The organism is Chitinophaga sp. sic0106 (assembly GCF_019219075.1).
Lineage (GTDB): Bacteria > Bacteroidota > Bacteroidia > Chitinophagales > Chitinophagaceae > Chitinophaga.
The window spans coordinates 156,826-179,821 of the sequence record NZ_JAHUWJ010000002.1 but is presented as its reverse complement, the minus strand read 5'-3'; the positions used below and the strand labels follow the sequence as shown (position 1 = coordinate 179,821).

Genomic DNA, 22,996 nt, shown 5'->3' with positions numbered 1-22,996 from the left:
GATGCAAAGATATAAAAATACCCCGTATAACGAAAGAAAGGGCCCATGGCCCTTTCCTAACTAAATTAACTCCTTTCGCAAGCTAATGATTCTTTATCCAGTCTAGTATTTCCGAAGCATCGTCCTCCCAGGTGGGGAGTCCGAGTACATAATGGTTACGTGCTTTAACGATAAAATCTGTAACAGAATCCTTATCCTGATAAGCCCTGAAATTACGGCGGTTCAGCGTCCAGGGGATACAGTGATCGTTAGTACCGGCTACTATCAGCAGTGGCGCATGTGGCTTTTTAAAATCCACTTTTGCCGCCTGGCTTAGTCCTCCCCGGATAGCCCGCTTGGACTCGGGGATACAATGGTCGTAGTAGGCCTCCTGTTGATCTGCAAACGACATCCCGTTGGTAAACACCTTACGCCAGCTTTTGAAGGGCATCAGGTAGGTTTTACTGATATCGGTAAACAGGCCGAGTGAGGCTGTATTACTGAGGTAAAACCGGGGCTCCCAGGGGATAATACCCTGGGGAGGTACGGAATGGATGGCAACGCCTGCTGCTGCCAGATCGCGGTTTAGCAATATCTGGATGAGCAAGCCTCCGAAGGAGTGGCCAATCAGAATCGGGGCTTCCGGCAAACTATGGATGACGGCAGCATAATAGGAAATCAGCTCCCGGATAGTAACTGCGGCCAGCACCGGATCGGGATGCCTGCCACGCAGGGCCTCTGCACTGGCGTCTTTAGCCGGCCAGGGCACTACTATCGCTCTGTAACCTTTATGCTTAAAAAACTGCTTCCAATTGTCCCAGCACCTATGGTCTACAAATGCACCTGTAATAAACAGGACCGTTTTAGATGTGATCCGGGTCATAAAGCAGCATAGTTTGTATGCACAAAGATAACTGCCGTCAACACCCTGATCAACGGACAAATTGAGCTTACATATGTATATTTCAAATATCAGTACCGGGCTTTATCAATCCCCAGTTTTTTTATGCGAGAGTTAAGGGTGGATACATTCATGCCCAGCAGCTCGGCAGCTCCGTTTTTACCGAAGATTTTACCATTGCATTTGATGAGTACGGAAATGATATGCTCTCGCTCGTTTTCCTCTATGGTCTTGACTTTCGGCGGTTCGGCAGGTTTAGCTGCCGGCATGGGTACCTGGTTAATGGTTTTCCCGTCGCTCAGGAGTACCGCTGTTTCCATCATATGCTCCAGCTCCCGGATATTGCCTGGCCAGTCATAGTTCAGAAACATATCCATTATTTTGGGAGAGATGGATTTGATCTGGCGTCCGGCCTTCACGTTGTAAATATGCAGGAAGTGATAGGCCAGCAGGTGGATATCCTCCTTCCTGTCCCGCAGCGGGGGCAGCAGCAGCGGGAATACGCGCAGGCGGTAATACAGGTCCATGCGGAAGCGGCCTTCAGCCACTTCCTGCTCCAGGTTGCGGTTGGTGGCGGCAATAACCCGCACATCGATTTTAATGGTGGCATTGCCGCCAATACGTTCTATTTCTCTTTCCTGCAATACACGCAGCAGTTTCATTTGCAGGTCCATTGGCATCTCCCCTATTTCATCCAGGAAAATAGTGCCTTTGTTGGCCTGTTCAAATTTACCGATGCGGCGCTCCGTAGCACCAGTGTAGGCACCTCTTTCATGTCCGAACAGCACTGATTCAATCAGGGTGGCCGGCAGGGCCGCGCAGTTGACCTTCACGAGGGGCTGATGGCTTCTGGCCGACAGCTCATGCACCAGCTCCGCCACTTTCTCTTTCCCTGTACCGCTTTCGCCCAGGATCAGTACAGATGTATCTACCGGGGCCACTACCTGCAGGTGCTCCAGCATTTTTTTGAGGCTGCTGCTATTGCCAATGATCCCATGAAAATTGCTGTCGGTGTCAATTTCCGGTTCGGGAGATGTTACCGTATTCCGGATCATGGACTCGAGACTGTGCAGATGCAGGTACCTGGCAACTTCCAGTGTAACCAGCACATCTTTTTCTCGAAATGGCTTGACGAGGAACCCGTACGGATAGGTAGCCTTTGCGGCATCCAGAATTTCTTTGTTGGAATTGGCAGACAGGTAAATGAACGCAATATTTTTTTCGCGCAGCACCTTCGCCAGGTCTATACCGGTGGCGGGGCCTTGTAAAAAAATATCCAACATCACCATATCTGGCTTGTCCTGTTCGATGAGCTTCAAGGCTGCCGGCATTGAACGTGCGATCCCGCTTACGGCATATCCAGCGCGGGTTAAAATCATTTCGAGGTTGTTGGCTTCAATAAACTGGTCTTCTACTATCAGAATTTTCTCCTTCATGCTGAAAACGACATGGCATTTAAATCAGTACTGGCTGCAGGCATGTCCGCTATTTCACTACGGGCAAACACCACGGTAATAATTGTTCCGTTTTCGGAACGCACGGTAAAGATACCATTTAAATCATCAGTTAGTCCGGCCATCAGTCGCATACCCAGGCTTTCCCGGCGTTTGCTGTTGAAATCAGGTGGCAACCCGATACCATTGTCCGCCACTACCAACTGCACCTGCCCATCGGCGGCATCACTCATATGAATTAAGATTACATTATCTTTTTTGTTAGCCGGGAATGCATACTTGATACAGTTGGTAATGGCTTCATTGAGTATCAGTCCCAGTGGTACTGCCTGGGAGATATCAATTTCTATCCGCTCGGTTTGTAAGTCAAAACGGATTTTGCTGCAATTGTCGAAGCTGTCTTTCAAATGCGCGACCAGCTCACGCAGGTATTCCGCAACGTCCACCGTGGATACATTATCGGTTTGATATAATTTCTGGTGTATTAACGACATCGCATATACGCGGTCCCGGCTTTGGGCAATCGCCTGTACGGCGTCGTCGTTACGCTGGAAGGCCGACTGCGACTCCAGCAGGCTCATCACCATATGGAGGTTGTTTTTTACACGGTGATGCAGTTCTTTCAGGAGCCATTCTTTTTCACCTACCAGTTGTTGCAGGGAGTTATTTTTACTTTCTATTTTTATCTGCTGCACTTCCAGTTCCTTGTTATGCCTGTTTTTCACTACGTACAGGTAATAAAGCAGCCCTGATATGATTACCAGCACGGCAATGCCCCCGAGTGTAACATGCTGTTTGAATGCTGCCTGCCGCAGCTGGGCCGCCTGCAGGGAAGATTGGTTATTCAGGTCCTGTATATTTTTTTCCTGTTGCACCGTCTGGTATTTTACTTCCAGTTCACTAAACTGCTTACTCCTGTTTTCATCGAATAAGGAGTCAGATAGTTCTTTGTTGAGTCGCAGGTGATTGAGGGCCGACCTGTAATCGTTTTGCGCACTATCCACTTTGTACAGCATGTAATGGATATCCATGAGGGAGGAGACGGCATTTTTCTGCGGGTAATAACTCAGTGCTTTACGGAGAAAAGTGCCGGCACGCTGATAATCGCCCCGGGAGAGGTAAAACCTGCCGATGTGCTGCTGCAGCTGCTGCGATCCTTCGAAGTCCATGTCAGCTTCCTGGAATTTATGCAGTGCTGATAAATAATATTTTTCTGCGAGGGGATATTGCCGGAGTGCTTCGTAGCAGTGTGCCCTTGTTTGTGCGATGATGGCATGCTGAATCAGTGTAATTGGCGGCACTTCGCTTTGCAGGCGATTGATAAGTTCCAGTGCTTCCCGGGCATGGCCCTGGCTGATCATTTCACGCACTACCTTACTGGCGGCAAAAAACATAGCAAAGTTGGGCAGGCCTTCCTGCCTCCAGGTATCCAGTGAGCGCTGGAAGTATTTTATACTTTCCTTGTGATTACCTACGTCTTCATATATCCTGGCGAGGTCGCCATAGAAGCTGGCGGCACTGAGGGTATCCTTTGTGGCCTGCATGGATTCCACTGAGGCGATGGCATACAGCAGTGCTTTATCATTATCTCCCTTTACCCTGCTGGCCACAGAAAGCAGGTTATAGGTATAGTGTAATTTCTTGTATCCGGCTGCTTTATATCTCTCTAAAATTTCCAGCAGCATATCTTCAGCCAGCTGATTTTTCCCTTCTGTAAGATGCATCCATGCGATTTCTTTTTGCATCTTTATTTCGTTGAGCGTATCGTGCAGTTCTTTATACAGCTGCATGGACCTGGCGTAGGCATGCAGCACTTTGGTGTAGGAGCCGAAGCGTACCCGCTCCCATATGCCCATGCGGAAGAGTGTAGCGGCTTCCGTAGCTTTATCGTTGGTACGTCTGCATTCTTCTATGAGGTGGTTGTAGATCTTTCTGCCCCCGGCGGAGTCGCCCCGTTCCATGGTGAGCACCATTACCAGACTTTTAATTTCATGTTTCCATACTTGCTGACCCAGGGAATCACTCAGTTGTGCGGCGGCCTGGAGGTAGTGCTGTGAGCTATCCAGGTCAGCTTTGGCTTCGCCGGCTTTGTACAGCTGGTATTTTCCCAGTTCCACAAGAATTCTTATCCTTGCGGTGTCCGCATGGCTGTTGTGCAGTTCCTCCTGCAGCAACGCTACCATCTGCCGGTTAATATTTTGTGCCTTTACAAGTGAGCATAGTAACAGGAAACAGGTGAGTACTAGTATTGGCGCTCGTTTCAACTTCATATTTGCTGGTTGTGAACAGTCCGATCCCGCCGGGTGCAGTTTTGACCTTCAAATATAGCGGGTTTTTCTGTTTTACACCATAGCTTCCTGGCATACGTGCTGGTCTTTGAGCACCTGCCGGCGGAAATCTGTGAAATTGACACCTGAGTTATTACGGAAAAATTTACTGAAATGGGATGCGTCTTCGAAGCCCAGGTCGTAGGCTATTTCTTTCATGCTCATTTCCGAGTAGCGTGCTTTCCTTTTGGCTTCCAGGATGATCTGCTGCTGTATGTGATAGCTGGCAGGAAATCCGGTTACATGTTTTACTGTTCTGTTGAGATGTCCGGGTGTTACCCAGAGTATGGCTGCGTAATCGGCCACCATCTTGCGGGTACGAAATTCTGCCCGTACTGCCTGCAGGAATTTTTCTGCCAGCATTTGTTCAGCACTAACGGTGGCGGTTACACTTTCTGACACCGGTTGTTCTGCCAGGTATAATAAGAATAATTCAAAAAATCGTTTGAGGATAGGTTGCCTTACGGTAGTGTGCATCATATATTCCCGGCGCAGCTTCAGCAGAATTTCCTCTGTATCTGCCAGCAGTTCGCCGGTTACGGATATTACCGGGTTAGCCCGCAGAAACTGTTCCATACCATGCATTTCATGCTGCTCCATGAATTCACGGGTAACATGAATACAAAATCCATCACAGTATTCATCTAATATCAGCTTGCGGAACTGGCCGGGTTTCAGGATATGTACCGTGTGCGCCGACAGGTCCCAGTCCGCCAGGTCAGCGATCATAGTGCCGCTGCCGGATTTAACCCAGATGATTTCATAACAGTGCAGTTGTGTGGCAGCGGTCTGGTTTTGCTGCACCAGCCACGATAAAGGTTCAATGCTTATACCTCCGTTAATGGTAACAGCTATCATGTTGCTCCGGTACTTCCCGCCATTGGCAGGAGTCAGATGTGGTGTTGCGTAGTATGAGGGTGCCATCTTCTATTGATTTAGTATGATGGCGTGTAGTAGTCAAGCGGCGTGCCACAGCTGTATAATATTAAATATCAATCAGTTACAATGATGAAAATAAAAAACTCTAGCGAAATATCGCTAATTGCCTCCGTGTATTAGTGATATTTCACCATTTTAGCAAGAAGCGGGTTTACAAGGCGTTACGCCGGGTATACTTTTACAGAAAAAAATGATGGAGAAAATAGCGCAGCTACCCTGGCAAGATTACTGTGAAACGCTGCACAACAAAGGATTTGTAATTATTGAATCCCTGCTGAGCGATGAACAGTGCGATGCTTTGAAGCAAGGCTACGACAATCCCGGGCTGTATCGTAAAACCATCACGATGGAACGTTATCGTTTCGGAAAAGGGGAATACAAATACATGAAATATCCCCTGCCTCCACTCATACAATCCTTACGGGAAGCGGTTTACGAGCAAATTGTGCGCGTTGCTAACCAATGGATGCAACAAGTAAAATCCGACACCCGATACCCTCCGAAACTTTCGGAGTTACACGAAATATGCGCAGCGCATCAACAGGTGTTACCCACTGTATTAATATTAAAGTATCAGCAGGAAGGATTTAATACCCTCCACCAGGATTTATATGGTGATGTCTTTTTTCCGTTGCAGATGGTATTCATGCTCAGCGATCCGGAGAAAGATTACAGCGGCGGTGAATTTGTGATCACCGAACAGATACCACGGGCACAATCAAAGGCAAATGTGCTTCAACCACGCAAGGGCAGCGTATTAATATTTGCTACTAACTACCGCCCTGTAAAAGGCAGCCAGGGGTATTACCGGGTGAATATGAAGCACGGCGTGAGTACAGTGCATGATGGACAGCGGTTTTCGCTGGGGGTTATTTTCCATGATGCGTTGACGTGAGGATTTTGCCCGCAAAGATTTGTAAGGATGGTATTTGTCTTTTCGCACAAAGCGTGTAAAAGTTTTTAAGCACACCCGGGTAGACATGTTGGCTTTTTTGCTCGCAAAGCAGTTAAGGATTTTGTTTTAATAGATATAATCAACAGAGGTCCGCTGCAGGCGGACCTCTGTTATTAATAAGGGTTCGTACTTCTCCTTATTAATCAAATAGGTTCTGGTAAAAAACAAAACCGGGGTGCAAATGGCTTGTGGGGTGCTAAATCCCACATTTTTTAATGCGTCATATTAAAACAAAACCATCAAGGTCTTTTTAGTTGTCCATGCTAACCTTATCCGTGTGATAAGTTTAGCAGTACAACTTAAAGTACTGTTCGATTTTATACATCCAGTACTTCACAACCTGGGTGTTCATAGCATCCAGATTATGAATACAAATTTAGGAACATCTATTTCAATTCACAAATTGAAATAGTTACTTTTTCTTGTAAACTTCTGTAATTCATTAACGTGTGACGCTTGTTTTAAATCAATCAAACTCATTTTAACAGAACGCAACCTTTGTTACTATTGAATCTTACAGCATTCCGCGAAACAAAAAAAACTATTCTTTTAAGTAATCTGACACTCAAATCAACTACTACAAATTCAGTTTGCAATCCTAATTATCCAACAAATACTCATTTTGTTTTTGGATTAACCAATGCATAACACGCGTTGCATAGCATTAGCAAACCATAAGATATTATTCTAAGTATATTTGTGGAATGATCTACGAAATCAGAGATTATGAGGTAGCTAACATAATCCAGATTCATTAATAATGGCCACTGCGATCAGGAGCGCAAACGGGCTGTGGGGCATAAAATCCCACATTTTTATGAATCCTATAAAAACAAAACCATCAAGGTTTTTAGTTATCCTTGATGGTCTTATCAAATTGGTAAGTTTCGCTATCAAACTAAAAGTACTATACGATTTATTCTTCTAGTACTTCACAACCTAGGTGTTCGTAGCACCTAGGTTATTAACTCAAATATACAACTTTTCGAATTATCCAACAAAAAGGCACTTATTTGCTATTTTGTTCTCCTTCACAGCGCTACTCCTATTTCTTCAACTCCTTCTCCAGCACTTCATGCAGCTTTTCACCACGCAGGTTAGAGGCCACAATCTTTCCGTTAGGATCGATCAGGAAGTTAGCAGGAATACCGGAGATCATATACATTTTAGAGATATCACCGTTCCACCATTTCAGCTCACTCACATGATGCCATGCCAGTCCGTCTTTTTCGATGGCGCCTACCCATGCATCTTTTGCACCTGGTCTGTCCAGAGATACACCCAGGATATCGAAACCTTTATCTTTAAACGCGTTGTAAGCACTTACTACGTTCGGGTTTTCCGCGCGGCAAGGTCCGCACCAGCTGGCCCAGAAATCAATCAGGATATATTTACCACGCAGGTCAGAGAGTTTCAGTGTTTTACCGTCTGGTGTTTCCGCTGCGAAGTCAGGAGCTACCTGGCCTTTGGCGAATTTGGCAGATTTTTCAATCTGGCCGGCAACGTATTTACCCAGCTCGGTGCTACGCAATTTGCTGTTTAAGGCATTGAAGGTTTTCTGGAATTCTTCCACATCCTCAATTCTGCGGCCAGCCATGCCACTCACCAGGTATAAAGTGATGTAGCTGTTGGTATTTTTCTTAATGAAGTTGTTTTTGATGTTCTCGTTTTGTTCATACAGCACTTCCCATTGTGAACGCAGTGCATACATACCCGTGGTATCACTCTGCATGGTAGTCATGGCGATGGTACGAAGGGAATCCATACCCTTGTTACCTGGCGCCAGTAATGCCTGGTAAGCATCATACTCTTTCTGCAGTTTGGAACCGCTTACTTTTGCACCTTCGAAAATATTAGCACCTTTTGTGTCTTCAGGTACTTCAATTTTCACCTGATCTTTTTTATCCACAAACAGCCCTTTTTTGCCACCGAGACTGATGTCGCCTGCGCGTTTCATCACGTATACGGTTAAAGCTTTAGGCTCTTCGGTTTGACCTTTAATACTAAATGCACCATCAGCAACCACGGTGGAGTCGAAAGGCGCACGGGACATAGTCTGACCTTCGCCTTTGAACACGTATACTTTTTCGCCGTTCAATGCAGAAGGAACTTTTGCGGAAATGCTGTAATCCTGTGCCATGATAGTCATGGACGACAACAGTGAAGCTGTCAGGAATAAGGCTGGTTTCATGTTTGATTTCATTTGGTTGGTTAGTTATATGCCAACAAATCTAACGTATTTGGAGTAACGGCGATGCAGGTCTGTATAAGTGGCAAGTTTTCCTTGTTCAGCGGGGATTCTTGTTTTATCGAAAGGGGATGTATCAAAAGAAAACGAGCGTCCTGAGAATTACTTATATGACTGCCTGACTCCATCAGGTACCCAAAAAAGAAAGGGGGTGTATCTGACTTTTGATACCCCCCCTTTCGATGCTGTATGGCCCCATCCGGGCCATACAGCATCGAAACTAGTTGGGCGTATTCCCATCGTATTTCTCCAGCAGCGCCTGCAATTCCTTCACCTTTTCCGGATACTGCGCGGCCACGTTATACTGCTCTCTTACATCTTCTTTCAGGTTAAACAGTTCCATGATTTTATCCGCAGGATTACCGCCACAGCGGTATTTCCAGTCGCCCACCCGAATCGCCTCTACTTTTCCATAATTGACGTAGTAGATAGGAGAATGCACGTAATGCTCCACTTTCCCGGTCAGCAGGGCATCCACCGGCTCACCATCCAGCTTGCGGCCGGCAGGCAGCGGGGCATTCGTCCATTTGGCCAGCGTAGGCAGCACGTCCATGCTGGTAAATACATCTGATATTTCCTTACCCACCGGTACCTGATTTTTCCAGTAGAGGATGAAAGGCACCCGGTGACCACCTTCATAGGTATCCCCTTTTTTGCCCCTGAATATACCCTGACTACCTACATGCCATGGCTTGGTATGATTATCCTTTGCCATACGGTCCGGGAAATCTATCCATGGTCCATTATCACTCGTGAATATAAAGATGGTGTTATCTGCCAGCCCCTGTTGTTCCAGTGCCTGCCATATCTGGGCGAGGCCCCCGTCTATCTCCTCAATTACATCTCCATACAAACCTCCGGGGGAATGACCTTTATATTTACTGGAAGCATCCACCGGCAAATGAGGCATATTATGCGCCAGGTACAGGAAAAACGGCTGATTCTTTTTCTGCTGCCGGATATATTTGATGGCCTCTTTGGTGTAAAGTCCGGTCAAACTGGTATCCTGCGGCTTGATCACCTCCGGTGTAGTATTACGGAAAATTCTTATGGTTGTATCCGTTTTTACGTAAGGGAAACGGTAGTCATGACTGTACAGCATCCCGAAATACTGCTCAAAACCCTGTGCAGTAGGGAGGTTGTAAGGTTGAATATCTCCCATATGCCATTTCCCGATCATGGCCGTATGATAGCCCACCCCTTTCAGCATTTCTGCAATGGTGACATCCTCATCCGGCAGCCCGATTTTGTAGCCCGGAGGAATGGGGAAGTTCAGCTGCGACCTGGTAGGATACCGGCCAGTCATAAGCGACACACGGGAAGGCGTACACGTAGGGGACGACACCATATAACCCGTGGATTTCACTCCCTGCCGGGCCATCTTGTCCAGAAACGGCGTGCGGATCAGCGGATTGCCGTAACAGCTCAGATCACTGTAACCCATATCATCCGTAAGCACCAGGATCACATTAGGTCGCTTTTGCGCAGAGGCTCCCTGGATCAACCCAGCCACCAGCAATAAACTAAGCAGTCTTTTTTTCATATGTTCAACGTTTTGCATTTATCTTTCAGAGAGATAAAGATAATAGCAATTCCCAATTTTCTCAGTCACCTTCGGTAACGGGAATATTCAGAGGTGCGTCCCCGCCAGGCGCACCTCTGAATAGTTATGAATTACGGTGCAGGGCAGAATAAAAAAGGCTCCCGAAGGAGCCAGTTTTGATTTTAGTGCCTCAGCATGTCGTTTCCGTAGGGGGTATTCAATATTACTCTTTCAAAATTTCTACTTCTGTACGCCTGTTTACCTCATGTTCTGCATCCGTACAACTCACACCTTTTTTGCAATGGTTCAGCAGGTTCGCATCGCCCCTGCCGGCAGAACTGATCCGCTGCTTGCTGATGCCGTGGTTAATCAGGTATTCCACAGCAGATGCGGCGCGTTTCTTCGACAGCTGCAGGTTATAGGCAGCCGAACCGCGACTATCTGTATAAGACACCAACCGCACATGCATGGTAGGATGCGCACGTAGTATGTTCGCCAGGCTATCCAGTACGAGTGCAGCATCAGGGCGTATATTCCATTTATCAAAGTCGTAGTTGAAGTTTTGGAGTACGAACTTGGTACCAGCTTTCAGGGGTTTATCACGACAGATAATTTTTTCGATCGTTTGTCCATCCTGCATGCCACGGGTATTAAACTCAATAGAATCCACCCGCACACCATTTTCAACTATGCGGATCACATAGTCCGTTTCTTTTTCCAGGGTGAGCTGAATTTCCCGGTTAGGGTCACCGTTAAAGCACCAGCCCATATCCCGCTGGCGGTTGTATATGTAGATGCAGGCGCCGGTCAGCGGTGGACATACTTTACCAATAAACGGTATCGTGAGCGGCGGTGGCACATAGCGATGAATAATTTCCATCTCATAAGTCGCATAAATATCATCACTGCCATAACCACCGGTGCGGTTGGAAGCGAAGTAGCCACCACCATCTTCATAATTCATATAATAGAAATCATCAGCGGAGGAATTATACGGATAGCGAAGGTTTTGCGGTGTGCTCCACTGTGCTTTACTGCCACTGCTGCTAAACATATCAAAGCCTCCCATGCCGGCATGGCCTTTACTGCTAAAGTACAGTGTACCATTTGGTGCGATGGTGGGAAATTCTTCGTCGTCAGCGGTATTAACTGCAGGGCCACAGTTTACGGGTGTACCCCAGCTCCCACCGGACATTCTTTCGCAATACCAGATGTCAGTACCACCGGCACCACCTGGCATATCAGAGGCAAAGTAGAGTATACTCTCATCATTGCTGAGGGCGGCGTGGCCCAGTGAGTACTGATCAGGCTTGTTGTATTGAAATGCCTTGGGCTCGCTCCAATTACCGTTTGTATCTCTCTGGGAAGTAAATAACTCCAGCCTCCTGTAACCATATTTAATTTTAGGACGGGTATCGGATTTTTGAGAAGGCATTTTTTTATCCGGGAACGTGAAAGTCACAAAGCAGTTGTTGAAAGACTTATCGAAAGCGATAGGTCCTACGTGATAACGGGAGTCGTTAAACGAAGGTGAATAATCATCTATGAAAACATTGTCATAACTGCCGGTATCGGCTACATACAACGTATAGTAAGGCCGGTTCGTACGGCCATAATCATTTCTGTTAAACTTACTGCCGGGCTTCAGCTTATTCTTCATCAACGTATCAGACATATACACCACCCCATGTGGTATGCGGGTAGCTCCCCAGTCGGAATGCGATGTATTGAGCCGGTGTACATTGGTAATACTTGCATCTACCGGGTGCTGCATCCACTGTACTGCGGAATCGCAGCCGGCAATCCTTTCATTTATCAGCAATGCCTGCGGATTACTTTGTGCATATTGTGAATAGGCTGTTTTAGCTTCTTCATAACGTCCAAGGCTCTTTAACGCATCAGCATAAAACAACCTGCTTTCCGCCGGCGCATCACTGCGTGCTATCACTTTGGGATACCATTCAGCAGCTGCTGCATAGTTATTTTTTTGCCGGTAGCAATCTGCAAGTTTCACCAGTACTGCCGTGCTGACTTTATCTTTCTTTTTATCGGCAATACGTTTGTACATGGAAGCGGCGCGGGCATATTCGTATTGGTCATACAATATATCCGCCTGCGCTTGTAATGTTTTCTGCTCCTGTGCCCGGGCTACAAGACAAAAGGAAAACAAGATGAGTATGATTGAAATTCTTCTCATAGACTTTATTTACAGCGTCAAGCACTATTAGAAATAACGGGGACTGGTTACCCTTGGTCGTTTTCCGGTGAACAAATAACCGATAGACAGCTCGTGGGTACCACTTTGATAAGAAGCCATTTTGCTAATGGTCAGATCATATGCATAACCGATTCTTAACTGCTGGGTTACGTTAAACTGTACAATAGCGCTGGCCGCATCCAGTTGTTCCAGATTTTTGTCAAGGGCAGGCTTGCTCCACAGCTTCACCCCGGTACGGTAAGATCCGCCTACCCATAATCTGTCTGCAATCAGGAATAATGCGGTGAGGTCCACATTGGTAGGTCCTTTAAAATCTTCTTTAATGAGAATAGAAGGTTTCAGCTTGAGGTTATCAGAGAAATTGAACATCACACCGGCATTTACATACAAATGCTGGGTTTTCCTGATGGTTTTATACTGATATCCTTTCCAGTAGTACCGGGAAGCGTCTGTATAGAGAGAGAAAAGATCCATCACAGCAGCTCCTACGTACCAGGTAGGGGTATAATAGTAAATTCCGAACCGGGCGTCCGGCACCCAGGTGGAGGCGCGTCCCATGGGTATGCTCGGGTCATTATCATCATTATATAGCAGCACCGATCCGTCGATGGCGTATTGGGTAACGCCGGCGCCTATCCCAAAGCACAATCTTTTATCCCCATCTTCATTCATCGGGATACGGTAGGAGTACATACCATATATAGAGGTAGCATCCTGTGGCCCTAGTTTATCATACATGATCTGGGCGCCCAAACCTACCCTTGCATCGCGGGAGGAATTAAGCGCTCCGTCCACCGATACCCCACCGGTTTGGGGGCCACCGGGGAAGCTCACCCATTGTTTGCGGTAGATGGCGTTAGCAAACAGGTCTTCCTTATAGCCTGCATATGCGGGGTTAACAGCAAGCATGTTAAATACATATTGACTAAACTGAAGATTTTGCTGAGCTACAGCACTATCCGGCGACAGATATACCGTTGCTGATAGTGCCATAATACACAGTCCCTTTGTTAAACTTCTTCTCATAGGAGTTTCATTTTTATGCCAATAGTAATTTTTAGCGAATCAGTTCAATCCAACCTTTGTATTCACGTACACCTGTGGTTGTTTGAGTTGCCGTATTACCTACGTCACCGCCGTTAATCAGTTTAACCGTAAACGTGAGTGTTTCCGTATTTACCATTTGGCATTCCCGGAATAGCCCAGGCATTGTTGCCCGTATTTTGGTCGAATGTAGCGGTACCTTTGCTCGTGGTGAAGCTCAGCGGCACAGCCAGCATACTTTCAAGGTGATCCGCCATCACTACGTCATGTACTGTATCAGGGCGTTGATGGTCTCGTTGATGGTGAATTCCAGGATTTGGCCCACTATCATTGAATACTTCCGTCACCTTGATGTTTGCATAACGATCACTGTCAACAATTAACACCGAAGTATCTGGAATTGTTACGGCCGTTGGTCCTGTGATCACAGCTACATTCCTGACCTGCCCACTACCGGGTACAGGTGCTGAGTAACTCCAGTTCAATGCCTTCGGAAGCACTGTAATAACAACAGTCTGGCTGGTATTGTTGGAACTATCCGCAGCCGGCAGTGGCCCCCCAATACTTACCCGGTTACCGCTGCCGGAATCACCGGTCGACACCTGTGCAATGGGCGTACCATTAGGGTTATTTGCGTCGAGGATATCAGAACCAAGACCTGGATTGACTATAATGGTTATTTACGGCAGCTACGTCGTGGTCAACATAGACTCAGTTTATCCTCTTTCAAAGGTGATGGGTATAAGCAGGTGTTTCAGCACAATCCCGGAGCAGGAAATTTCATACATATATCGTTAAATATCAACAGCATTATAACAACTGCGAGGGGATATGGTTCAATAAAACTTTTTTACAATAGTCCACAAACATTGTGTACTAATAAAAATATTGCAACTTTTGCCACATTGTAAGGTAAAGGCATTGTACTCATATACCACTGGAACGATAGCACGTAACGGGACAAAAATTTCATTACACCCTCATCGTAGCTCCATTCAAGGTGGCATCGAGCCACTATATGATGGGTTTCCCATCCTTAACAGCAGCAGCACCGCAGGTGTGCTTAGCGGCGTACCCGCCAATCCTCTCGCCAGTATCAACCCTTCCAATATTGAAAGCATAGGCCACCACCTATGAACCGGATGGCAGCTATACTTTACGCAAAATTCTCTGTGCTCTGCAAAATTTTCAGTAACTTATTACTAATGCAGACGCTGGACACATATCGACTATCCTGGTGGAGGAGCACCCAACTCCGTATCCGCCGCTTTTTTCAACTGAAATCGATCTACCGTAGTCAGGAAATCAGGTGGTTTTTTACTAAAGATGATCCCGGTATCAATACCTGGTTTATGCAACAGGGGAAAAGCCTCGGAGAGGCGGTACCACGTACCGATACCTACTTCTACCTTCCACATATGGACCACTCCAGCATTAAGCTGCGGGAAGGAAATATGGAACTGAAAAGAAGGGTGACCCCTGCGGAAATAGTAAGCTTATCTTCTACCGTACAAGGCCTCATTGAAAGCTGGGAAAAGCTGATCGGTAAAGATATTCCCAATCGCGTGCTGGACGATGTAAATACCAATAACAGCTATCTGCGTGTACGCATACATAAACGGCGTATAGGCGTGAAGGTAACCCGTAACGGCACAACGGACTACACCGTACATGACATCTCTCAAAAAATAGAAAGTGGCTGCCAGATTGAATATACAGCAGTAGAAATACAAGAGAAACAGTATTTTACTTTTGGGATAGAATGGTTTGGAAGAGCGGACCCACGGGAGTATGCGGGCTATATTGGCAATGTGGTGGCCGATTGTAATTTACCGGCAACGAATTCGCTTACTTATCCGATGTTTATTAAACAGATTATGATGGACGTGTAATATTTTAAATAAAAGCGACCTACGGTCTCTTTTATTTAAAATGCTTCCCCTCCCGGACGGGAGGGAAAGCATTTTAAGTTATTTATTTATGAGCAAATCTTTGCCTGCAATATCTTCCCAGCGATAAAAATGAAACGATTTATCATCACTCATCACCACAAATAATCCGTGCCTGAAAGTGCTGTCCAGCGGCGTGCTTACGATATCAGAACCATCACTGTGGCCCGCAGCAACGGTCACTGTTTTTAACAATTCGTTGGTGCTATCCCGTTTGAAGATCTGAAATTTGTTGGCGCCCTGGTCGGATACCAACAGGTAACCTTTACCCGGGGCTGTTTTATAGATACTAATCCCTTCGTGATCTTCGGTGAAACCGGTTTTCGCAAATACCGCCAGCTCGTTGTCGCCTTTGGCAGGGTCCGCGTAGTACTTCCGTACACCAAACTGCTCGTCGGAATAGTAGATGTATCCCAGCTCGTTATCTACGGCGATGGCTTCAATTTCTTTCTTGCCGCTGTATTTGCCAAACTTACGTACCAGCGTAGCTTTTACTTTACCCTGGCCGTTATCCGAGAGTTCGTATTGCCACAGGTAACCACCTTCGGTAGGGCCGTTTTTACGGCCTGCGATGGCGTAGTGCCTGCCTTCCGGTGACGTATATACGGCAATGCCCATCAGGTCGCGGTACATGTCGCCGGTTTCACCTTCAAACACCGGTACACCACCGTCATCGATTGGCTTCATATCCGGCAGGGAAAAGAAACGCAGCTTACCGGTCATGCGCTCACTGGTTACGGCAAAGTCCACCGGCTGGCCGTTCAGCACCAGTCCGTATGCGATATCCACATTGTTAGGACGTTTGATATCCCGCACTACCAGTTCAGGAATGATTTTCCCTTTCAGGTCAAATACATACAGGGCGCCATCTTCTGCTTTATCAGTACCTAGTACCAGGCTTTTGGAAGGATCGGCTTTATTGATCCAGATAGCAGGATCATCAGAATCATATTTTACCGGTTCTGTTATAATTACCGGTTGGATGGTGTCAGCTGTATTCCGGTTGCCGTTCTTGCAGCCTGCAGTCAGCAGCAACGCCGCAGCGGCAAGAAGGATAAAATTATTTTTGTTCATTCGATTAGCTTAAAACGTGATGAGCTTATTTAACTCCAAATGCACCGATGTTAGCAGAAGGCGCTGGTGAATTATATACTGTACCATTGATTACAATACCGCCGGCCCAGTTGCGGGTGAAGGTATTGATACCCGCTCCGATCGCGGGAGAACCAGCCTGGAGGCGGAAGTCCCAGCTTTGATCAAAGTCAGGGCTGCTCATATCTGTTGACAAAGGATAGTTTACAAATTTAGGATCATTTTCACCGGCTTTTGTACCACGGATTTCATTTTTGCCACCAATAATATCGGCGCCTGGCTGAAACTGGTTAACGGTTGTTTGATCATAACCGTAATACAGGTTGTTGCTGATGGCGGAGCGTGCATCTTCCAGTTTTTTGGTATCGTGTTTAATGCCGAAACGGGTGTTGGCGAAGATGTTGTTATATATCTCTGCGTATACAGATGCTTCCAGCCATACGCTCCCGCCTTTGATGGTAGGCCTTCTCCAGCCGGTAGTCATAAAGGTATTATTGTACGCTACTACGTGTGCCTGTGGCGTTCGGTCGCCGGAATTGGAGAGTTTTAAGGCGTTGGTGTTGGTAGAGTAAAACAGGTTGAAAGCCACATCAGCAATACAACCGGATTTAATATTGATACCTTCACCACCGGTTAAGCCGGTAGTATAAAATTTATTGTTGGAGAAGAGGATGGAACCTCCTTCGATATAAGTGCAGTCTTCCTGAAAGTTGCGGAAGATACAGTTGGTTACTACCAGTTTACCTTTGCTGTTGATAAACCAGAGTGCTGGCAGGTTTTCCCCTGCTACTGCTTTATACAAACCTTCTTTCACAGAGGCAGATGCCTCGGTGGTAGTAGATCCGCCATATTCGATAATCGCATTATCCAGCAGCAGCTCCTGGCAAGTAGGTGCCGCCAGGATACCGCCCCATTGCTTACCAAATCTTTTGGCAGCCGTTCTGTAACCTTCTTCGATGGTGATTTTCACCGGGAACTCAGGCGTTCCCACTGCATAGAGGTTTCCCTTTACAATAAATTCAGGCTTTGCCAGTGTATCCATGATAACGGTTACACCTTCTTCGATCGTAAGGGATTTACCTTCGGGCACGGTGATATCTCCCACTACCCGTTTCACACTACCCTTTGCCCAAATACCATATACATCTCCCTTTATACCATCGGTGCCGGTTTCCGTTCCGGTGGTATCTACGTCGATATTTGCCTTCTTACATCCGGTGGCGATTATTACAGCCAGTACCAGGAAACAGATATATTTATTGAAAGTCATGATAGTCGTTTTTAAATTTATCAGAATTTATAGCGTGCTCCCAGCAGATATGTTTGTCCGTAGGTTTCTTTGCGGATGAGTGTTTCCTTGCCGTTGAGCGGCTGACCAGGCACATCATCGTTTTCTTTGTTATAGCCTTTAATAAAAATAGTAGCAGGTGTATTCAGCAGGTTGCCGGCTTTGGCATACACGGTGAAATGATTTTTGAAATGTTTTTCGACAGACAAGTCCATCTGGATAAACCCTTTCTGCCACAGGTCATTATCAAGGAACTGGGAAACAGTGTTGATGCGGGGACCGGTGTAGGCACCCGCCAGCTGTGCGTCCCAGCCGTTGCGGGTATCCTTGTAGAGTAAGGACAGGTTGGCAATGTGTGCGGACTGACCATACATTGGCCGGGTTTGATCTACCTGGATCGTTTGCAGATCACCTTTCTCATCGCGGATACGTTTGCTCTTGTTGGTAGTGATCGCAGAATGCGTATAAGTATAGTTAGCTTTCACACCCAGCTTGCTGAAGAAGTGGATATAATCGGCCTCAAAACCATAGTTGCGGGCAGTACCAAAATTTCCCGGTGTGTAATAGATATCCTGCGGGCGGGAAGCATCCGGCTGCAGCGTATATTCGATCGGGTTAGAAATGATTTTATAAAACGCCCCTACCAGCAACTGATCACCCGCTTTGGGAAACAGTTCATAGCGTACATCAAAGTTATCTGCCAGTGCACGTTTCAGGTCGGCGTTACCACGTTCCATATAATCTTCCAGCACAATTTTAGCCGGCACAATTTCAAAGAAACCAGGGCGGTTAACCGAGCGGAAGTAGCTGGCGCGCAGCTGCTGATGACGACCCAGGTCGTACTTCAGGTTCAGACTTGGCAATACATCGGTATATACCTGGTTGTTCACCGGTCTTTTTTCTCCCTGCGGGAAGAACATATGGTAACCCTGATCGGTGTTTTCGATACGTATACCACCGGTTACATCCCAGCCGTTCACCTTGAATTTAAACATACCGTAACCCGCAGCGGTTTTTTCGGAAGCATCGTAGGTCAGTGCATTTGCCACGGCACCACCCGGGTTCTGAATATCCCATTTGATATCGGTGTATTTGGTAAAATCAATACCATAGGCTGCTGCCGCTACCGCTGGCAGGAAAGTATAGTTATTGAAGAAATTACTGCGTTGTTTATCGCGGTACAAACCACCGGCGCTAAAGTCTACTTTGGAGCTGCCAATTTTAGTGGAATAGGTCAGGTCCAGGTATCCGGCCAGGTCGTTGTCGGTATTTCTTTCCCAGCGGCGGGAAGCTCTATCCACATTGGTGCGGGCAGATACAAAGTTGGTTTGCTTACCGTTTACTGTAATGGTGGTATTATCCGGCACATCATTTCTGGCGGTGGACACCACTGCTGACCAGCCCAGCTTCAGTTTACCCGGTACCAGGTCGTGATCCCCGTGCAGGGTACCATTATAAATCTGCTGATCGATTCGGCGGGTGCGGGTTTCATATTTCAGCTGTGCATTTCCCTTTTCAGGATCATAGCCACCGATACCAAACTCCGTGATGATACCATCGCGGGTTTGCAGGTTGGTGAGCATCATAAATGCGTTGTAGAATGAGATTTTATTATGATCGTTGAACACGTAATCCACTTTACCATGGAAGCCGCTGCGGCGCTGCTGCTCATAGTAAGTACGGTTGTTCATACTGTTGATGGCTGCAAATTGCTGTACGTCATTCACACTGTGATCGTAGAAGCTGGAGGTGGTGGTGCGGAAATTATTCTGATAGCTGGCAGCCACAATTACACCCAGTTTGTTGTGAAGGAAGCGGTTTCCTACGCTGAAGCCTGCCACTGTATTGGGTGTGAAGTTACGGCGCTTGTAATCAAACATGCCACTGTTGAAATCTGATGGAGTGGCCTGGTAGCCTTTACCATTGAGTTCATAGGGAGATTTGGTGCTCATTTTATCAGCGGTGAAAGCGGTATATCCTTTATCGTGCGTCATCTGGCTGTAACCTGTAGCAATGTTGGCATTCAGTTGCAGGCCGGCGGTGGCGTCCTTCATCACCATATTCACTACTCCGCCAATGGCGTCGCCTTCCATGTTAGGAGTGAGTGATTTGTATACTTCCAGTCTTTCCAGGAGGTCAGCCGGGAAGAGATCTAATGGCACATAGCGGTATTTATTATCCGGACTGGGGATTTTCACCCCGTTGATCAGCGTATAGTTGTAACGTTTATCCATACCCCGGAGGATGGCATACTGGCCTTCACCGTTGCTGCTGCGTTCAATGGACACACCGGAAACGCGTTGCATTACGTTGGCTACGGTGAGGTCCGGCGATACTTCGATGGCGGCGCCGGAAACGGCGTTCATCACAATCGGCGCTTTCTGCTCCAGCTTGCGGGCCGTATTTTCAGAAGAGGCTTTACCGGTGGCTGCAATTACCACCTCCGTCAAATCTTTACTGCTTTTTTCGCTGAGGTATATTTCAAAACGGGGATTATCTTCTTTTAGGATGTTAATGTCTTTTTTCAGCGAGCTGTAGGTAAGGTGGGATATCACCAGGGTGTAGTTACCTGCCGCCACCTCCTTAAAAGCGTAGGCGCCATCCAAACCAGTAACCGCCACCTGTTTGGTGGGCTGTAATAATACAGTTACTCCCGGGAGTGGTTCACCGGATTTTTTGTCGTACACATGCCCTTTAATTCCTCCGGCCAGCACGTTTGCCATGCCGAGAAAAACAAAGAGAAAGATTTGTAGCAATGATTTCATTGGTAGTTGTTTTTTGCAGGACCGGTGGTTTTTCCGAACCCGGTGCAAATGTGCTGACCGACCTCAAAATTGGCAAGAAACAGGCGTAAGCAAATTGTTATCAGCGTTAACAGGGCCGTATACAAAGCGTTAACCGTGTATACATTAACGTTATAACTATTTAATTTTCAATATATTAACCGTTACATGTTTCACCATTACCATTACGTTAAGCCAATATTACGGGAATGTTAACACCTACATTTGCTGCGCGAAAGTGTTTAAGGAGTCCCCTTCCGGAAGGTTTAATTTTTTACGTACGCGGTACCTGGCTACCCGTAAACTGTCCTGCGAAATGCCTAAAATGGTGGCCATATCTTTTGAATTGATATTCATTTTATGGAGGGCTACCAGTTTAATATCGTTGGGGGTGAGGTCAGTATGCAAGGCATTGAGTTTATCAAAAAACGCCTGGTGTACCTGCCCGAAGATGCTGTTGAATTCTTCCCATTGTTTATCGTGGTGTTGATTTTGTTCTATTTTATGCAACAGTTGCTGCAATTGTTTTTTATTATCACGCTTCTCCTCTTTCACAATACCGGAGATACTTTCCTTCAGCTCGTCCATAAACTGGGTGCGTTGTATAAGTTGCAGCGTATGGTTAGCGAGCTTTTTGCTGTTGAGTTCCAGCTGGTCTTTCTGTGCGAGATGTAGTTGTTCATTCTTCTCCGATATCGCCTTTTGTTCAGAAATCCGGAGTTTTTGGCGGGAAATCACCAATAATCCCACCACCCCCAGCAGCAGTACAACCGCTCCCAGGGCACAGTATATGATCACGTTCATGCGGTGACTCCCTTCCAGCCGGAGTATTTCATCATTTTTTTTATTCACATCATACATGATGCGGAGGAAGTTCATTTGGCGGTTGCTCTGGTCGGAATATATATTAAGGAGAGATTTACGGCTTTGCTCCATGAACAGGTAGGCGCTGTCGTTATGGTGCAGGAGGTGATAGGTTTGGGCAATATCCTTACAGGCGGCAGCCTGCTGGTAGTTATTGTTAGTGGCCTTTGCCAGGTCAAGGGCCTGCAGGGAGTAGGTCATCCCCTGGCGGAACCGGTTAGTTTTCCGGTATACATCCCCGATATTGTTGACGACTTCTATACTACCGGTTTTATCGTTGTTGGCTTCGTAAATTGCCAGGGCTTTTTGAAACAGCACCAGGGCGGAATCGTATTCTTCCTGGTCCTCGCAGATGCTGCCGAGGTTTTCGTATATCCCTGCAATCCCATAATTATCCCGGATACTTTCGTAAGCTTTAAGGGCCAGTTGCTGGTAGGCATAGGCGCTGTCGTGCTGTTGATTTTTTTCAAAGAGATGGCCAATGTAGCCGTAGGTTGCTGCCACGCCGGCGGTATCCGCGGCTTTCCGGTATAGTTCCAGTGCGCGCAGATGCAGTTGTTTGGCGGCGGCTTTGTTGATATTATGGAAGTACAGCAACCCCATATCATTGAGGTTGGCAGCATGGAGGCGGCGATTATTGGAGGCGGCCAGCAGGGTTTCGGCCTGCTGATAGTATTCCAGTGCTTTGGAATAATAGCCCTGGTCCATACACAGCTTCCCCATCTGCTGTAAGCAAATGGCGGAGGTGAGCTGGTCCTTATTATTCGCAGCGGCATCCTGGAGGGTGCGCAGCAGTTGGAATGCCGAATCAGGAAACTGCCTGCCCAGCGCTATGGCTGCGGTAATAGCAGGTTCCTGCTTGGTTTGGGCGTTTGCAAAAGAAATGACGGAAAGTAAAATGATCGTTATAAGCTGACAAAACCGGTACATGCAACACTGAAATATGTAAAACAATGCACAAAGAAATATTTTTAGTGTTACCTGTATGTTATCAAATCATAAACAGGATCATCCGGCCGGCACCAATGGCTTTTTGCGGGGAGCCATCACCTGCTGCAGGCGTACCTTTAAGCGGCCAATGAGGTTAAAAACCTTATACTCATCGTAAGTAAAATACACTTCATCATACTGACTAAAAACGATGCTGACATCCGTCAGGCCGGGCAATACCTGCACGGCTGTACTGAACGACTGGCGCGCATGAAAGCTGTCATTCACATTTACAAATACATATTCGGGACGAAATTCCGGATGCTGTTGCAGGTAGGCTAACCCTTTGTTCATATCCGCAAAACAGATACATGCCTTGCAGTTTCCCAACAGATCCAATGCATAATAATATTGCACGCGGCGGTCCTGATCCGCATCAATCAATAAGCAGGTAATTTCCATTTTTCAGAATAGTTTAGATG

At 46.7% G+C, this 22,996-nt stretch carries 16 protein-coding genes; 2 read left to right on the top strand and 14 right to left on the bottom strand.

Annotated features, from left to right (window positions below; genetic code table 11):
• Window positions 1–82: 82 nt before the first annotated feature.
• From KW844_RS03575 to KW844_RS03560, 4 genes are all read right to left on the bottom strand, one after another.
• Complete coding sequence (locus KW844_RS03575) at window positions 83–862, bottom strand: alpha/beta hydrolase (RefSeq protein ID WP_218375343.1); 780 nt, start codon at window positions 860–862, stop codon at window positions 83–85.
• Between the two features lie 89 nt (window positions 863–951).
• Complete coding sequence (locus KW844_RS03570) at window positions 952–2,316, bottom strand: sigma-54 dependent transcriptional regulator (protein ID WP_218375342.1); 1,365 nt, start codon at window positions 2,314–2,316, stop codon at window positions 952–954.
• The gene (locus KW844_RS03565) at window positions 2,313–4,604 is read right to left on the bottom strand and encodes a histidine kinase dimerization/phosphoacceptor domain -containing protein (protein WP_218375341.1); all 2,292 of its coding nucleotides are present in this window, start codon (window positions 4,602–4,604) and stop codon (window positions 2,313–2,315) included. Before KW844_RS03565 ends, KW844_RS03570 begins: the two co-directional genes overlap by 4 nt.
• A gap of 72 nt (window positions 4,605–4,676) precedes the next feature.
• Complete coding sequence (locus KW844_RS03560) at window positions 4,677–5,585, bottom strand: helix-turn-helix domain-containing protein (protein ID WP_218375340.1); 909 nt, start codon at window positions 5,583–5,585, stop codon at window positions 4,677–4,679.
• 205 nt (window positions 5,586–5,790) lie between these two features.
• Between KW844_RS03560 and KW844_RS03555 the strand changes: the two genes are divergently transcribed.
• Complete coding sequence (locus KW844_RS03555; RefSeq protein WP_218375339.1) at window positions 5,791–6,495, top strand: 2OG-Fe(II) oxygenase; 705 nt, start codon at window positions 5,791–5,793, stop codon at window positions 6,493–6,495.
• 1,105 nt (window positions 6,496–7,600) lie between these two features.
• Here KW844_RS03555 and KW844_RS29285 read toward each other — a convergent pair.
• The 5 genes from KW844_RS29285 to KW844_RS03530 form a co-directional block, all read right to left on the bottom strand.
• Window positions 7,601–8,746: a TlpA disulfide reductase family protein gene (locus KW844_RS29285; RefSeq protein WP_218375338.1), complete on the bottom strand. Its 1,146-nt coding sequence runs from the start codon at window positions 8,744–8,746 to the stop codon at window positions 7,601–7,603.
• Between the two features lie 277 nt (window positions 8,747–9,023).
• Window positions 9,024–10,346, bottom strand: a complete 1,323-nt coding sequence (locus tag KW844_RS03545) for a sulfatase (RefSeq protein ID WP_218375337.1) — start codon at window positions 10,344–10,346, stop codon at window positions 9,024–9,026.
• A gap of 223 nt (window positions 10,347–10,569) precedes the next feature.
• Window positions 10,570–12,543 carry an OmpA family protein gene (locus KW844_RS03540; RefSeq protein WP_218375336.1) on the bottom strand — a complete coding sequence of 658 codons (1,974 nt, stop codon included), beginning with the start codon at window positions 12,541–12,543 and terminating at the stop codon, window positions 10,570–10,572.
• Between the two features lie 27 nt (window positions 12,544–12,570).
• On the bottom strand, window positions 12,571–13,590 hold the full coding sequence (locus KW844_RS03535) for a type IX secretion system membrane protein PorP/SprF (RefSeq protein WP_218375335.1): 1,020 nt from the start codon (window positions 13,588–13,590) through the stop codon (window positions 12,571–12,573).
• 122 nt (window positions 13,591–13,712) lie between these two features.
• Window positions 13,713–14,210: a hypothetical protein gene (locus tag KW844_RS03530; RefSeq protein WP_218375334.1), complete on the bottom strand. Its 498-nt coding sequence runs from the start codon at window positions 14,208–14,210 to the stop codon at window positions 13,713–13,715.
• 603 nt (window positions 14,211–14,813) lie between these two features.
• On the opposite strand from KW844_RS03530, the gene KW844_RS03525 reads away from it, so the two are divergent.
• Window positions 14,814–15,500 carry a hypothetical protein gene (locus KW844_RS03525; RefSeq protein WP_218375333.1) on the top strand — a complete coding sequence of 229 codons (687 nt, stop codon included), beginning with the start codon at window positions 14,814–14,816 and terminating at the stop codon, window positions 15,498–15,500.
• Between the two features lie 78 nt (window positions 15,501–15,578).
• On the opposite strand, the gene KW844_RS03520 is transcribed toward KW844_RS03525, so the two are convergent.
• From KW844_RS03520 to KW844_RS03500, 5 genes are all read right to left on the bottom strand, one after another.
• Complete coding sequence (locus KW844_RS03520; RefSeq protein ID WP_218375332.1) at window positions 15,579–16,631, bottom strand: phytase; 1,053 nt, start codon at window positions 16,629–16,631, stop codon at window positions 15,579–15,581.
• A 25-nt stretch (window positions 16,632–16,656) separates the two neighbouring features.
• Window positions 16,657–17,919, bottom strand: a complete 1,263-nt coding sequence (locus tag KW844_RS03515) for a right-handed parallel beta-helix repeat-containing protein (protein ID WP_218375331.1) — start codon at window positions 17,917–17,919, stop codon at window positions 16,657–16,659.
• A 20-nt stretch (window positions 17,920–17,939) separates the two neighbouring features.
• Entirely contained in the window at window positions 17,940–20,702 is a 2,763-nt protein-coding gene (locus KW844_RS03510) for a TonB-dependent receptor (RefSeq protein ID WP_218375330.1), read from the bottom strand.
• A gap of 237 nt (window positions 20,703–20,939) precedes the next feature.
• Entirely contained in the window at window positions 20,940–22,514 is a 1,575-nt protein-coding gene (locus KW844_RS03505) for a tetratricopeptide repeat protein (protein WP_218375329.1), read from the bottom strand.
• Between the two features lie 78 nt (window positions 22,515–22,592).
• Window positions 22,593–22,976 (bottom strand): hypothetical protein, encoded by a 384-nt coding sequence (locus KW844_RS03500; RefSeq protein WP_218375328.1) that lies wholly within the window; start codon window positions 22,974–22,976, stop codon window positions 22,593–22,595.
• Window positions 22,977–22,996: the final 20 nt, after the last annotated feature.